Source organism: Microbacterium sp. W1-4-2 (assembly GCF_058349885.2).
The window spans coordinates 244,557-259,401 of the sequence record NZ_JBYRJC020000003.1; the positions used below are offsets into that span (position 1 = coordinate 244,557).

13 protein-coding genes are annotated in these 14,845 nt (G+C 67.0%); 5 read left to right on the forward strand and 8 right to left on the reverse strand.

Annotated elements, in window-relative coordinates:
- Positions 1 to 4: 4 nt before the first annotated feature.
- The gene (locus AC3RX0_RS13795; RefSeq protein WP_491506567.1) at positions 5 to 1,705 is read right to left on the reverse strand and encodes an APC family permease; all 1,701 of its coding nucleotides are present in this window, start codon (positions 1,703 to 1,705) and stop codon (positions 5 to 7) included.
- Between the two features lie 292 nt (positions 1,706 to 1,997).
- Between AC3RX0_RS13795 and AC3RX0_RS13800 the strand changes: the two genes are divergently transcribed.
- Positions 1,998 to 2,498 (forward strand): nitroreductase family deazaflavin-dependent oxidoreductase, encoded by a 501-nt coding sequence (locus AC3RX0_RS13800; RefSeq protein WP_491506568.1) that lies wholly within the window; start codon positions 1,998 to 2,000, stop codon positions 2,496 to 2,498.
- Here AC3RX0_RS13800 and AC3RX0_RS13805 read toward each other — a convergent pair.
- The 6 genes from AC3RX0_RS13805 to rplJ all read right to left on the reverse strand — a co-directional run bounded on the left by AC3RX0_RS13805 (position 2,485) and on the right by rplJ (position 8,918).
- A complete protein-coding gene (locus AC3RX0_RS13805; protein WP_491506569.1) occupies positions 2,485 to 3,453 on the reverse strand; it encodes a carbohydrate ABC transporter permease in 969 nt (322 codons plus the stop codon). The genes AC3RX0_RS13800 and AC3RX0_RS13805 overlap by 14 nt on opposite strands.
- Positions 3,453 to 4,763, reverse strand: a complete 1,311-nt coding sequence (locus AC3RX0_RS13810) for a carbohydrate ABC transporter permease (protein ID WP_491506570.1) — start codon at positions 4,761 to 4,763, stop codon at positions 3,453 to 3,455. Before AC3RX0_RS13810 ends, AC3RX0_RS13805 begins: the two co-directional genes overlap by 1 nt.
- A 98-nt stretch (positions 4,764 to 4,861) precedes the next feature.
- Complete coding sequence (locus AC3RX0_RS13815; protein WP_491506571.1) at positions 4,862 to 6,190, reverse strand: ABC transporter substrate-binding protein; 1,329 nt, start codon at positions 6,188 to 6,190, stop codon at positions 4,862 to 4,864.
- Positions 6,191 to 6,392: 202 nt separating this feature from the next.
- The gene (locus tag AC3RX0_RS13820) at positions 6,393 to 7,622 is read right to left on the reverse strand and encodes a multidrug effflux MFS transporter (RefSeq protein ID WP_491506866.1); all 1,230 of its coding nucleotides are present in this window, start codon (positions 7,620 to 7,622) and stop codon (positions 6,393 to 6,395) included.
- Between the two features lie 346 nt (positions 7,623 to 7,968).
- On the reverse strand, positions 7,969 to 8,358 hold the full coding sequence (gene rplL / locus AC3RX0_RS13825; protein ID WP_491506572.1) for a 50S ribosomal protein L7/L12: 390 nt from the start codon (positions 8,356 to 8,358) through the stop codon (positions 7,969 to 7,971).
- Between the two features lie 44 nt (positions 8,359 to 8,402).
- Positions 8,403 to 8,918, reverse strand: coding sequence for a 50S ribosomal protein L10 (gene rplJ, locus AC3RX0_RS13830; RefSeq protein ID WP_491506573.1), 516 nt, complete (start codon positions 8,916 to 8,918; stop codon positions 8,403 to 8,405).
- A gap of 355 nt (positions 8,919 to 9,273) precedes the next feature.
- Here rplJ and AC3RX0_RS13835 point away from each other — a divergent pair, with 355 nt between their 5' ends.
- Entirely contained in the window at positions 9,274 to 9,579 is a 306-nt protein-coding gene (locus AC3RX0_RS13835; protein WP_491506574.1) for a hypothetical protein, read from the forward strand.
- Here AC3RX0_RS13835 and AC3RX0_RS13840 read toward each other — a convergent pair whose 3' ends face one another.
- On the reverse strand, positions 9,580 to 9,888 hold the full coding sequence (locus AC3RX0_RS13840) for a helix-turn-helix domain-containing protein (RefSeq protein ID WP_491506575.1): 309 nt from the start codon (positions 9,886 to 9,888) through the stop codon (positions 9,580 to 9,582).
- A 150-nt stretch (positions 9,889 to 10,038) separates the two neighbouring features.
- Here AC3RX0_RS13840 and AC3RX0_RS13845 point away from each other — a divergent pair, with 150 nt between their 5' ends.
- From AC3RX0_RS13845 to AC3RX0_RS13855, 3 genes are all read left to right on the forward strand, one after another.
- Positions 10,039 to 11,778, forward strand: a complete 1,740-nt coding sequence (locus tag AC3RX0_RS13845; RefSeq protein ID WP_491506576.1) for a type I restriction-modification system subunit M — start codon at positions 10,039 to 10,041, stop codon at positions 11,776 to 11,778.
- On the forward strand, positions 11,775 to 12,956 hold the full coding sequence (locus tag AC3RX0_RS13850) for a restriction endonuclease subunit S (RefSeq protein WP_491506577.1): 1,182 nt from the start codon (positions 11,775 to 11,777) through the stop codon (positions 12,954 to 12,956). The genes AC3RX0_RS13845 and AC3RX0_RS13850 overlap by 4 nt, the downstream gene beginning before the upstream one ends.
- Positions 12,957 to 13,149: 193 nt before the next feature.
- A complete protein-coding gene (locus AC3RX0_RS13855; protein WP_491506578.1) occupies positions 13,150 to 14,751 on the forward strand; it encodes an HNH endonuclease signature motif containing protein in 1,602 nt (533 codons plus the stop codon).
- Positions 14,752 to 14,845 lie beyond the last annotated feature (94 nt).

The window sequence follows — 14,845 nt, forward strand, 5'->3', positions numbered from 1 at the left end:
CAGCCTAGGCGAGGGTGCCGCCCATCTCCTCCACTTCGACGTCCGACTCGTGCGCCGCATCGGCGATGTACTCCTGAACCTTCTCGTCGGGCAGCGTGGACCGGATCGCGAGGAAGTAGATCACCGCCGTGACCACCAGGTTGACCAGGAACACCCAGAAGAACGCGGCCTGGTCGAACGCCTGGCCGAACACGCCTGAGCTGAACACGAAGCTCGTCAGCCCGTACAGCACGAACCACGGCAGGATCCACACCGCTCCGGTCTTGAAGAACAGCGGCGGCTGGGCGCCCTTGTGCCCGAAGATCTGGAACAGCACGAGCACGACGTAGCCGATCAGGATCGTGACCAGCAGCTTCCAGTTCGTATCCCATCCGGCCCAGAACATGATCATGTTCGCGCTGTAGAACGCGAGGAACGGGATGATGTCACCGCCGGGCAGCCGGAACGGGCGGTGCATGTCGGGGAACTTGCGCCGCATGACCGCCAGCACGAGCGGGCCCGATCCGAACGACATCACGGTGGCGCTCGTGATGAAGCCGACCAGGGACTGCCAGCTGGGGAACGGCAGCAGCAGCACGACCCCGACGCAGAACGTCACGATCAGGCTCCAGTGCGGTACCCCGTGGCGGTTGTTGGAGGCCAGCCAGCGCGGCGCGTTCTGGTTGCGGCCCATGGCGTACGAGACCCGGGACGCGATCGCCGTGTAGATCAGGCCGGTGTCGGCGGGCGAGATGACCGCGTCGAAGTAGAGGATGTACGCGAGCCAGGCCAGCCCCGCGAGGGACGCCAGAGCGGCCAACGGTCCGAAGTCGTTCTGGAACGTCAGCCCGGCCCAGCCGCCGGACTTGTGCAGCACCGCGGCCGGCACGGCCAGGGTGAACGCGATCTGCAGCAGCGCGTACAGGATCGCGCAGATCACGACCGAGCCGATCAGCGCCAGCGGGATGTTGCGCTTCGGGTTCGTCGTCTCGCCGGCCAGCTCGATGCCCTGGCGGAAGCCGAGGTACGAGAACGTGATGCCGGCGGTGGCGATGCACACGAACACCGCGGCGAAGCCGTTCGGCGCGAACCCGTACGAACCGAAGTTCGCGGGCGTGCCCATCTGGGTCGTGCCCAGCGCCGTGATCAGGAACACGGCGATCACAAGGACGATGACGCCGAGCTTCCACCACACCAGCACGTTGTTGATCTGCGCGAACAGCCGCACGCCGTAGTAGTTCAGCACGACGAACAGGGCCAGCAGCGCGATCGCGACCACCATGCCCAGCGGAGTCAGCACCTGCGCAGTGGCCCCGGCATCCGTCTGCTGCACCGTGAACGGCGCGAACTTCGTCGCGTACGTCAGGGCGCCGGTGACCTCGATGGCCGGCACGGCGGCCGACGCGATCCAGGTGATGAAGCCCAGCGAGTAGCTGCCGAACGAGCCCCACACCAGGTGCGGGTAGCGCACGACACCGCCCGAGATCGGGAACATCGGTCCGAGCTCGGCGTAGCACAGGCCGATCAGGATGATCATGACCCCGGCGATCAGCCAGGAGAAGATCGCGGCGGGGCCGGCGATGGCCGACGCGTGGAACGCACCGAACAGCCACCCGGACCCGATGATCGATCCGACCGCGGTGAACAGCAGACCGACGGGTCCGATGTGCCTCTTGAGCTTGTGCTGCGTGTGCTCCGCAGGGAGCCGTTCCTGCTTGGTCGACATGCGTATCCTCCTCGTCGCAGAGCTCGTGGAGGACGTCACCACTCTGTTATGAACGTCGCGCGGACCCAAGATCGCACGCTACGCCGACAGGGCCGACGCGGTTCACTCTCTTACGAAATGCATAAGCTGTCGCTTGCCGGTGCCGAAGATTCCGCGGATCACCCCGGTCGGGATCGTCTGCGTCGTGCGCGAGGTGAGGGTCTGCTCCAGCGGGGACTTCTGCGGCCGACGGGCCGTGCCACGATCTGCTCCCCGGCCCGACCCCGCCGCCGGCATGCGCCACAATGGCGGCATGCCCCGCATCCGGCGCGCCCTGCGCCGCACGCTCGCCCCGCTCACGCAGACGGCACTGTTCCGCCGCTTCGGCCGCCGTATCATGCCGGTCCTCGAGGCCGGGTTCCGCATCGTCAGCGGAGGAAGGATGCCGATCAGCGGCATCCTCGTTCCCTCTCTCACGCTGCGCACGATCGGCGCGAAGAGCGGGCAGCCGCGCGAGGTGCAGCTCATGTACACGCCAGACGGCGCCGGCAGCGCGATCGTGGCGGGAACGAACTTCGCCGGTTCCCGGCATCCCGCCTGGACTGCCAACCTGCTCGCGCACCCCGACGCTGAGATCGCCGTGCGCGGTCGCCGGCTCGCGGTGCGCGCCGAGCCGATCGGCGACGACAGCCGCGACGCGGCGTGGGCGCGCATCGAGGCGCAGTGGCCGAACTACCGCTCCTATGAGCGGACGTCAGGCCGCACCGTCCGCCTGTTCCGCCTCGTCCCGGTGCGCGAGCTCACCCCTTCGTAGCGCCGGCCAGCAGCCCGCGGACGAAGAAGCGCTGCAGCGCGAAGAACACGATCAGCGGCACGATGATCGAGATGAACGTGCCCGCCGATTGCAGGTACCAGCGGTCGCCCCACGTGCCCGACAGCGAGTTCAGCGTCTGCGTCAGCGGCAGCGACGAGCTCGGCGCGAAGATCGTCGCCACCAGCAGGTCGTTCCACACCCACAGGAACTGGAAGATCGCGAACGAGGCGATCGCCGGCATCGCCAGCGGCACGATCATCCGGAAGAAGATCTGCCCGTGTCCGGCGCCGTCCACGCGCGCGGCCTCGATGAGCTCGCCCGGGATCTCGGCGATGAAGTTGTGCAGCAGGAAGATCGCCAGCGGCATCGCGAAGATCGCGTGCGCGATCCACACCGTCGCGAAGCTGTGGTCGACGTCGCGCAGCGTGAATCCGGGGAAGATCCCGACACCGGCGATCGTCAGGCCCCGCGAGAACAGGCTCAGCAGCGGCACGAGCGCCATCTGTATCGGCACGATCTGCAACGCGAAGACGAAGACGAACAGGATGCCGCGGCCCTTGAACGGGATCCATGCGAACGCGTACGCGGCAAGGGCGGCGATCGAGATCGGGATGAGGGTGGCCGGGATCGCGATCGCCAGCGAGTTCATGAACGACTCGCCGAGGGTCAGCGCCGTGCCGCCCGCCGTGAGCGCGTCGAAGTAGTTCTGCAGCGTGAAGCCGGGATTGACGAAGAACGTCCACCACCCCGACGTGTTGGAGTCGGCGCCGGGACGGAACGAGGTGACGAACAGACCGAACGTCGGGATCGTCCAGATCACGGCGATGATCGCGGCGGCGAGCGTGGCCCCGCGCGAGGTGAGCCGCTTCTGGGCGTCGCGCGCCAGCTTGCGGTCGTTCTTCGGCAGGCGTGACGCCCGGGTGTCGGCCGACAGGTCGAGCTCTGCGGTGGCCATCAGCGCACCTCCTTCTGCTTGCGCATCTGGCGCACGTTGTAGACGATCAGCGGCAGCACGAACAGGAACAGCACGACCGCGAGTGCCGACGAGTGCCCGTAGCTCTGGAACCGCTGCTGCTGGTTGACCATCTCGAAGCCGAGCACCGAGCTGTTCGACCGGCCGCCGGTCATCACCGCCACGATGTCGTACACCTTCAGGGCCGCGATCGTGATGGTCGTGAGCACAACGATCAGCGATGTGCGGATGCCCGGGATCGTGACGTTGAAGAACCGCTGCCGCGCGTTCGCCCCGTCCAGCTGCGCCGCCTCGTGCTGCTCGGTGGGCACGGCCTTGATCGAGGCCGACAGGATCACCATCGCGAAGCCCGTCTGGCTCCAGATGAACACCGCCAGCAGACAGAACGTGTTCACGAGCGGCTGCGCGTCGAGCCACCCCACGGGTTGACCGCCGAACCACGTGATGATCGCGTTGAGCAGTCCGACCTGCTGGCCCTGCCGGTAGTCGTAGACGAACTTCCAGATGATGCCCGCGCCGACGAACGAGATCGCGACCGGCATGAAGACGAACAGCTTCAGCGTCTTCTCGCCGCGCGCCCGGTCGACGAACGCCGCGTACACCAGGCCGATGCCCGTCGCGATGATCGGAGCGAACAGCGCCCACAGGACGGTGTTGATCACCGACCAGAAGCCGTACGCGTTCGTGAACGTCCAGACGTAGTTGTCGAACCAGACGAACTCGGTGCCCGTCTTGTCGAAGAAGGACTGCACGACCGTCGCGATAGCGGGGTACACGAGCCCGGTCAGCAGCAGGAGCGCCGCGGGCGCCATGAAGATGATCAGCTGGAACACGTAGCCCGCGCCCTCGCGCGCCCGGTAGTCGGCGAAGAACAGGATGCCGCCGGCCAGCAGCGCGATCGCGACGACGTAGACGACCGCGTTCTGATAGGGACGCAGCACCATGAGCGCGATCACGGGGATCACGAAGCACGCGGCCACGCGCATCCAGAAGTAGCCCATGCCGGGTCGCGGGGCGTACTCGATGAGCAGGAGGATGACCCCCACGAGCGCCGCGAACAGCACCACCACGATCGGGATCTGGACGAGCGGTGCGAGCCCGCCGATCCAGATGAAGAAGCTGTTCAGCGAGAAGCCGAGCGTCGTCGGCAGCGCGTCTTCGGCGGGCTGCCGCGACAGCATGAACAGGAACAGCGCGACGATCAGCACCGCCGCGATGAGGATGAGGATGCCGGTGGTCCGGCGCGTGAGCGGGGCCGGTCCCCTGGCCGTCGACGCGGGTGCAGTCGCCATTTCTCCGCCTTTCCGGGGCACGTCTTCGTGCCCGCACCGTGGCGACGACCGCAGCCGGGCGAGCCCGCGAGGACTCGCCCGGCCGGGCCGTCAGCGGGTCAGTTCTCGTAACCTGCCTGGATGGCCTTGAGCACCTGGTCGGTGGGCATGCCGTCGATCCAGCTGACCATGCCCTTCCAGAACGAGCCGGAGCCGACGGTGGCCGGCATCAGGTCGGACGCGTCGAAGCGCATGACCGTGTTCGGGTCCTGCATGATCTTCATCGCGTCGGTGAGGAACTGGCTCGAGGCCAGCGACGCGTCGGCGCCCTTGTTGGCCGAGATCACGCCGCCGAGCTTCACGCGCGCGTTGGCGAACTCGGGCGTGGTCATGAACTCCTGGACCTTCTTGACGGCCGCCGAGTCCGAGAAGGCCGCGACGAACTCGCCGCCGCCCTCGACCGCGTTCGAACCCTCCTGCAGGCCGGGCAGCACGAAGGCGTACACGTCGCCGTCGGGCGCGACCTCGGGCGTCTTGCCGTCCTTGGTCTTCACGTCGAGGAAGTTCGACGACAGGAACGAGGCCTGGTGGGTCAGGGCGCACGATCCGTCGGCCACCTTGGCGGCGACGTCGGCGAAGGCCGTCGAGTTGATCGTCTTGACGTCGCCGAAGCCCGCGTTGACGTTTTTCGGGTCGAGCAGGATCGAGCCGACGGCGTCGAAGGCCTGCTTGATCTGCGGGTCGGTGAACTTCACCTTGCCGTCGACCCACTGGTCGTAGACGTCGGGGCCGGACTGGCGCAGCACGAGGTCTTCGATCCAGTCGGTGCCCGGCCAGCCCGATGCGTCGCCCGAGGCGAACCCGGCGCACCAGGGCGAAGTGCCGGTCTTGGACTCGATCGTCTTGGTCAGCGTCAGCACGTCGTCCCAGGTCTTCGGGACCTCCACGCCCCAGTCCTTGAACTGCGCCGGCGAATACCAGACGTAGCCCTTGACGTTCGCGAGCATCGGCGCGGCATAGAAGGTGCCGTCGACGGTGCCGTACTTCTTCCAGTCCGCCGACCAGTACTTGTCGACGTTCGCGCTGACGGCGTCGTCGGCCTTCTTGACTTCGCCGGTGCCGATCAGGGACTTCAGCAGACCGGGCTGGGGGACGATCGCGATGTCGGGGGCGGAGCCGCCGCTGACCTTCGTGACGATGTTGCCCTCGAAGCTCTTGTCGCCGGTGTACTCGACCTTGATGCCGGTGTCTTTCGTGAACTGGTCGAACGACTTGTTCAGCAGGTCGGCCTCCGACCCGGTGATACCGCCCGAGATGTGGACGGTCTTCCCCTTGACGTCATCGCCGCCGCCGCTCGAACCGCCTTCCGCACAGCCGGTCAGCACGATACCTGCCGCACCGATGATGGCCAGCGGGGCCAGCACGGAGCGTTTCATGGACATGCCCATTCGGTCCTCCTCGTCAGGAACGGGTCCGCGCTCGGCCACGAGCCGAGGGCCAGCGCTTCCTTGCCAACGTACTGACGGCTCCTAGGCTTTTCAACCGCGCCTGATAACGGCTTCATAACTCATGGGAGCGCTCCCACGCCGCTTGGAGACTGCTCCCACACAGTGCCGCGGCCTCCCGTTCCCGGCGTTTCCGAGCCCGATCTCAGGGGGTCAGCTGCGGGACCGTCCAGGGACGCACGACGAGCCACAGCGACAGCACGCCCACCGCCGCGCAGCCGATCATCACGATCGCCATCGTCGAGGGCGTGATGCCCGCCTCGGTGGCGATGACGCCCACGAGCGGCGAGATCAGTCCCGCCACGGCGTTGTTCGAGAAGCCGATGAGCGAGGCCGCGGTGCCGGCCGCCCGGCCGTGCCGGTCGAGCGAGAGCACCTGCACGCACGGGAAGGTGAATCCGCACGCCGACATGAACACGAACAGCGGCACGACCGTGCCCCACAGTCCCAGGCCGAGCTGGTCGCACACGACGATCGCGGTGGCGGCCACCACGAGCACGCCGGTCGAGAACGCCAGCACCCACTGCGGCCCGAAGCGCGCCGCGAGCCGCGCGGCGATCTGGTTGCCGATGACCAGGCCGATCGAATTCGCCGCGAACAGCATCCCGTACTGCTGCGCCGTGAACCCGTACGACTCCTGGAACAGGAACGACGAACTGGACAGGTACGAGAACAGCCCGCTGAATGTCATGGCGCCGATGATCAGCACGCCGATGAAGATGCGGTCTCGCAGCACCGCCCCGTAGCGCTGCCACACGGTGGTGGCGTCGCGGCTCGCGCGACGGGCGGCCGGCAGCGTCTCGGGCAGGATGAAGATCGCGCACCCGAGCATGACCACGCCGTAGCAGGCCAGCACGACGAAGATGCCGCGCCAGTCCATGACCGCCAGCAGCGCCGAGCCCACGAGCGGCGCGATCACGGGGGCCGCGCCCGTGACCAGGGCCAGCCGGCTGAGCATGACGACCAGGCGGCGCCCGCCGAACAGGTCGCGCACGATCGCCATCGCCACGACGCCCCCGGCCGCGGCTCCGATGCCCATCAGCACGCGTGCGGCACCCAGCAGCAGCAGACTGGGGGCGAGTGCGGCCAGCGCACTGGCCGCCACGTGCACCGCGGTGACGATGAGAAGGGGGATGCGGCGGCCGACCTTGTCGCTGAGCGGGCCGACGATCAGCTGTCCGATGCCGAAGCCGATCATCGTGCCGGTCAGGGTGAGCTGCACGGCTGCGGCGGTGGTCTGGAACTCGTGCTCGAGCACCGGGAACGCCGGCAGGTAGAGGTCGACGGTGAACGGGCCGAGAGCGGTGAGGGCGCCGAGCAGCACGATGTAGAGCACTCGCCGGGCGGTCGAGATCGCGTCGCCCGGGTGCAGCATGATGGGCGCCGTCGCCGGATCGGGTCCGAGCGTGCGGATCGCGCCGGTCGCCGAGGGGATGCGGATCGAACCGGTGGCGGTGCGGATCGATCCGGTGGGCGTGCGGGTCTCGCCCGGGAGCAGGTCGCGGTCGGGATCGGTCAGCGGGGTGTCAGGCGTCACGTGGGGTCCGGTCGGGGAAGCGGGGGAGGCGGGGAGCGCCGGAATCGAATCGATTCGGGCGACGGTCAATGATATCGGTTCCGCCGCGCGATCCGAGCGAAGCCGCCGCGCGCCGCGGCTGCGGATCACACATGCACGAAGGCCCCGGGCACAATGCCCGGGGCCTTCGTGGAATGAAGCGAGATTACTTCAGGGTGACCGTCGCGCCGGCCTCTTCGAGAGCGGCCTTCGCCTTGTCGGCGGTCTCCTTGTTGGCGCCCTCGAGGACAGCCTTCGGAGCACCGTCGACGACGGCCTTCGCGTCGCCGAGGCCGAGCGAGGTGAGCTCGCGGACGACCTTGATGACCTGGATCTTCTTGTCGCCGACCGACTCGAGGATGACGTCGAACGAGTCCTTCTCCTCGACCTCTTCGGCGGGGGCGCCACCGGCGGGGGCGCCGGCAGCGGCGACCGCGACGGGAGCGGCGGCGGTGACGTCGAAGGTCTCCTCGAACGCCTTGACGAACTCGCTGAGCTCGATGAGCGTGAGCTCCTTGAAGGCGTCGAGCAGCTCGTCAGTGCTGAGCTTTGCCATGATGATTCTCCTTGATTGGGGTTTTGCTACGCCGAGGCCCGGTGTCAGGCCGCGGACTCCTGCTTCTCGCGCAGCGCGTCGACCGTGCGAACGGCCTTCGACGGAAGCGCCTGGAAGACGAACGCCGCCTTGGTCATCGTCGCCTTCATCGCACCGGCGAGCTTCGCCAGCAGGACTTCACGGCTCTCGAGATCGGCGAGCTTGGTGACCTCTTCAGGGCTCAGGGGGGCACCGTCGAAGTAGCCGCCCTTGATGACCAGAAGAGGGTGCGCCTTGGCGAAGGCGCGCAGACCCTTGGCGACGGCGACCGGGTCGCCGTGCACGAACGCGATGGCCGACGGACCCTTCAGGTCGTCGTCCAGCGTCGAGATCCCCGCCTTGTTGGCGGCGATCTTGGTCAGCGTGTTCTTCACCACGGCGTATTCCGCATCCTGACGAATGCTGTTGCGGAGCTCCTTGAGCTCTGCAACCGTCAGGCCGCGGTACTCAGTGAGCAGAACGGCAGTCGAGTCCTCGAAGTTCTTCGTGAGCTCGGCGACCGCCTGGTCCTTCTGCGCCATGGCCACTCCTTGTCTATGCTCCACGCTCCGCGGTGGCGGAGCGCCGACCGCAGACCCCGGCGCCTGACAAACAAAAACGCTCCGGCGCAAGCGCACGGAGCGAGAGAATCGTTCGGTGTCACCTGCGCGGGCCCCTGCTCAGCAGTGCTTCGATCGTCTTGCTCGCGCACGACGATGACCGGCGGTCTTCGGTTGGTCCCCAGCTTACGTGATGTCGGCGTCTCCACCCAAATCGCGGGGTCCGCGGCATGCCGTCTCCTCCCCAGCCGAGGAGCGCAGGCGGCCGTCCCCGATTCTGCTCCCGGGTCTGCCTCGAACGGGTCGCAGGGTCGGACCCGGCTCGTACGGTCGCCGCATGCTGCATCGCATCGAACCCGCTCGGCGGCGGACGGACGTCGCCTATCTCGTCCCCTGGCTCGTCGACCGCCAGGCCCTCCCCTGGTGCACGCTGCGCAACGTCGGCGCAGAGCGACTGACCGACATCTCCACCCAGTTCTTCGGAGAAGGGTGGGCGGAACCGGCGGTCCCACGCGCGAGTCTCGTCCCGGGTGGTGAGCTGCGGTTCGTGTTCTTCGGCGAGCGCGCCCTGGAGTCCGGGATGGTCACCGTGCATTGGCGGCGACCGGACGGCCGCGAATACGCCTGGACGTTCGTGTGCTGATCAGGCGATGCGGTCGCGAGGCCGCCAGAACCACTCCTCCACCTCGCTCAGCTTGTGCGGACGATCCGATCCGGTCAACGCGTACGGGTCGATCCCGTCGAACAACTCCGCGAGGTCGATCTCGAGCACGCCCGCAATCTTCAGCAGCGTGACCAGTCGCGGATTCGAGCCCGACTCGATCTTGCGGATGTTGGAGACGTCGAGGCTCGCAACCGCAGCAAGCCCGGAGACGGTGAGCTTGCGCGTCATCCGATACGAAGCGAGCCGGCGGCCCAGCTCTTCGCGAGGGTCGATCGTCGATTGGGGCACCACCCCTGTGTACCGATCCGCACGATCGAAGCCCTAGCCTTGCAGGCTCGCGGTTTCATCCACGCGGTTATATCCTCCGAACATGTCCCTCTGCGCGAGCCTGCCCTTCGTCCTGCCCTCGTACAGTCGGACCGGCCGGACGGCCGCGCGGTGAGCAGCCTCGGCACCTTCGTCTGGGGCATCGCCGACCAGCTGCGCGGCGTCTACAAGCCGCATCAGTACGGTGACGTCATCCTGCCGATGACGATTCTTCGGCGGCTCGACTGCGTGCTCGGCGGGCATCGCGACGAAATCGCCGCCGTCATCGAGTCGACACCGCAGGAAGAGCTGCGCGACGCGCTCATCCGCAAGAAGACCGGGTTGTCGTTCTACAACGCGAGCCCGTGGAGCTTCGCCCGTCTGATCGGCGACCCCGAGGGTCTCGAGGCCAACCTGATCGACTTCCTCGCCGGGTTCTCGAAGAACATCGACGTGTTCGAGCGGTTCAGGTTCGAGAACGAGATCCACCAGCTCGCCGAGAAGAACCGGCTGCTGATCGTGGTGCAGACCTTCGCCGACGTCGACCTGCACCCCGACCGCGTGAGCAATGCCGAGATGGGCGATCTGTTCGAGGAGCTCATCAGAAAGTTCGCCGAGGCATCCAACGAGACCGCCGGTGAGCACTTCACGCCCCGCGACGCCATCCGCCTGATGGTGGACCTGCTGTTCGCCGAGGACACCGCGGCGCTCACCGAGCCCGGCATCGTGCGAACCGTCTATGACCCGACAGCCGGGACCGGTGGCATGCTGTCGGTCGCCGAAGAGCGCATGCACGATCTCAATCCCGATGCGCGGTTGCGGCTGTACGGGCAGGAGATCAACGACCAGTCGTACGCGATCTGCAAGTCGGACATGATCGTGAAGGGGCAGGATGCCTCGAACATCCGCCTCGGCGACACCCTGGCCGATGACCTCTTCGCAGGGCAGACCTTCGACTACTGCCTGTCGAATCCCCCTTACGGCGTGGATTGGAAGGCGTCGCAGGCGGCGATCAAACAGCACGTGCAGGATGCCGGTGACCGCAGCCGCTTCCCAGGCGGACTGCCGCCGATCAGTGACGGGCAGATGCTGTTCCTGCAGCACCTGGCCACGAAGATGCGGCCCGTGCACGAGGGCGGAGGTCGCGCCGGCATCGTGCTGAACGGCTCGCCGCTGTTCACCGGAGGTGCGGGTTCGGGCCCGAGCGAGATCCGCCGGTGGCTGCTCGAGCACGACCTCGTGGATGCGATCGTCGCACTGCCCACGAACATGTTCTACAACACGGGGATCGCAACCTACATCTGGATCCTCGACAACACCAAGCACGCCGACCGGATCGGCACTGTGCAACTGATCGACGGCGCCGGCTTCTATTCGAAGATGCGCAAGAACCTCGGGCAGAAGAGCCGCGAGGTGTCTTCGGAGGATCGCGAAGCGATTCTCGATCTGTACGACGCGCACGCCGAGAGCGAGCACTCCAAGATCTTCGCGACCGACGCGTTCGGATACTGGACGATCACGGTCGAGCGCCCGCTCCGCGACGAGTCGGGTGACGTGGTGCGTGATCGCAAAGGCGCGCCGAAGCCCGACTCGAAGCTGCGCGACACCGAGAACGTGCCCTTCACGTACGACGGCAACGCGCACGGACAAGACGCGCGGGATGCCGTCATCCGGGCGTATTTCGACGCCGAGGTCGCGCCGCACGTGCCGGATGCCTGGGTGGACGTCGCGAAGACCAAGGTCGGCTACGAGATCCCGTTCACCCGGCACTTCTACGTGTACAAGCCGCCGCGCCCTCTCGAAGAGATCGACCGGGACTTGAATGTGCTGGTCGGCGAGATCATGGAGCTGCTGAGGGAGGTTGAGCGTTGAAGACCGCGCGGTCGCGCCTCAAGGCTCCGTGGCTCGGGCTGGTTCCCGATACGTGGGACACCGTACCGCTTCGACGGGTAGCCACATTCAGGAACGGCGCCGACTACAAAGCTGTAGAGGTCGAATCTGGCGGTTATCCCGTATATGGATCGGGCGGTGAATTCCGCCGCTCGTCCAAATACCTCTATGACGGGGAGAGCGTGCTGTTCGGTCGCAAGGGCACGGTCGATCGACCGCTTCTTGTCAGTGGGAGGTTCTGGACCGTAGACACAATGTTCTACACCGAACTCTCACCCAGCATTGATCCACGTTTCCTTCACTACTACGCCACGACGATGCCGTTCGAGTACTACCGGACCAACACCGCCGTGCCAAGTATGACTCAAGACGATCTGGCCGGGCACGTGGTGCCTCTCCCCCCGCTCGACCAACAACGCGCGATCGCCGACTACCTCGACCGCGAGACCACCTGGATCGACACGCTCATCGCGAAGCAGGAGCAGCTCATCGCCACCCTACGCGAGCGTCAGGCTACTGCAATCGATGAGGCAGTGGCCACGGCCGGCGGACCCCGCCTCATGCTGAAGCGGGCACTCGCACGCGCAATCTCAGACGGTCCCCACGAGACGCCAGAATTTCTCGAATCGGGTGTGCCATTTCTGTCCGTCGACGGGATTCAGCAGGGAGCCCTGATGTTCGACCGCTGCCGGTATATCTCCCACGCGGACCATGCTCGCTACTCGGCGAAGATCAAACCACAGTACGGTGACGTCCTGATGGGAAAGGCTGCGTCGACGGGAAAAGTCGCGTACGTAGAGACTCAGCGAGAGTTCAATGTCTGGTCTCCTCTTGCCGTCATTCGCCCCGACGCCCGGGTGGCTCTTGGTGAGTGGATTGCGTGGGTCCTCAAGACTTCCCAGTTGCAAGCCTCCATCGACGTCGCGTGCACAAACAACACGCAAAAGAACATCTCGATGGATGATATTGGTCGGCTGGAGATTCCGCTCCCAAGTCTCGATGCACAGGAGCTGGCGGTCACACGAATCGCGCAACTCCATGACAAACAAGCACATCTCATCGCGAAAGCCGAGCAGTTCATCGCGCTTGCGCGTGAGCGGCGGGCGGCGCTGATCACGGCGGCGGTCACGGGGCAGATCGACATCGGTGTCAACGCCTGACGGGTTTCGGCTCGCTTCGCTCGCTCAACGACCGGATGAGTCCCGACCCGGCCGTTGAGCGAGGAGCGCAGCGACGAGTCGAAACGCGGCGCCTCCTCCACAGGCTGCGTGCGGCGGGAGTTGTCCACAGATACGACTTTTGATCTGGGATTTGTCGCCGTTCGATGTCGGAGGTCACCGGCACAATGGGAGCATGAACACGGCACCCGACGAACTGCTCGAGACGCTCACCCGTCTCGGCGCAGCGCTGGGTGATTCTGTGCATGACGCGCTCGCCTGCGACACCGTTCGAGGCCTCTCGGATGACGATCTGATCGCGTTGACGGAGGCTGCCGAGATGCTCGGCCGACGAGTCGATGCGCTGCGTGTGGTCGCCGCCGGCGAGGTCGATGATCGTTCACGTGCCACGCTCGGCGAAGAACGTCTGTCGGCACGCAACGGGTGCGCCGACGCGGTCGATCTGCTGTGCAGAGTCACCCGCGTCTCGTCGGCGACGGCTCGGGTCCGCATCCGGCAGGGCCGCGCCGTCGCGACGCGCACGACGTTGACCGGCGAGCCCCTTCCTGCACTGTTCCCCACGATCCGTGGGGCGATGATCGACGGCACGATCGGAGTCGACGGCATCACGGCGATCACCGGGGTGTTGTCCCCGATCGCCGCCCGGTGCGACCCGGTGCAGAGGGCCGCCGCCGAGTACGAACTGACCGCCGCGGCCACCGGGAGCGGCGAGGACGGGGCGCCCCCGTGCACCGCCGACGAAACCCGGCTGCAGGCGAAGGTGTGGGAGCTGGTGCTGGATCCCGACGGGGTGCTGCCCGCCCACGAACGCGCCGCACTGAAACGGGGAATCTGGTTCGGCCCGGAACGCGACGGCATCCGCCCGATCCGCGGCGGGGTCCTCGCCGACCGGTACGAACAGTTCCGGCTGCTCGCCGACGCGATGCTCAACCCCCGTGTCGACGACCTTCCCGACCCTTCCGCCGGCCACAGTCCGACAGACGACGACGCCACCGCCGGCAATGCGGACGGCGTCCCGGTCAACCACACCGAGCGAGACACAGCCGGTCGCGCTCCCGGAGATGCCGCGGTCGCGTCCGGCGTGCGGTTCCGCGAGAACGCCGACGACCCCGACGGTCCCGACGAGCCGGTCGACACGCGCACGCACGCGCAGAAGCTGCATGACGTGTTCGCCACCATCCTCGATGTGGCAGCCCGCTCCGCCGAAACGCCCACCATCGGCGGAGCAGCCCCGGCCGTGATCATCACCATCGACGCCGACGAGCTCGACCGCGAAGCCGGCGTCGGGTTCATCAACGGCACCGACTGCGCCGTTCCCGCGTTCGTCGCCCGGCACGCGGCCTGCAACGCCGGCACCCAGCGCATGGTCGTCGCCGGCGACGGGCGCATCATCGAGCTCGGCTCGCCGAACCGCACCTTCACGGCCCACCAGCGTCGCGCGATCGTCGCCCGCGACGGCGAGTGCGTCATCCCGGGCTGCCACGTCCGCGCGTCATGGTGCGAGATCCACCACGTGATCCCGCATGCCCAAGGCGGACGCACCCACGTCGACAACGGCGTCCCGCTGTGCTGGTGGCACCATCGCACGATCGATGCCAGCGGCTGGGAGATCCGCATGGTGAACGGCCTGCCCGAAGTCCGCGCACCCCGCTCGGTCGACCCGAGCGGGCGATGGAGAGCTGCCGGCGGATCCCTTCACCGTGCACGAAACCTGCTCCGCCGCCGGGTGCGCGGCCGCCCCCGACCGACGGCCACCGGCCCGGCCAGACCCACGTAGCACGTCTTCGCGAGGCGCACGGACGCCGCTCCCCCGCATATCCGACATGATGTCTATAGTCATGCGGTTATAGACGCGCACAGGCCAGGGGCAA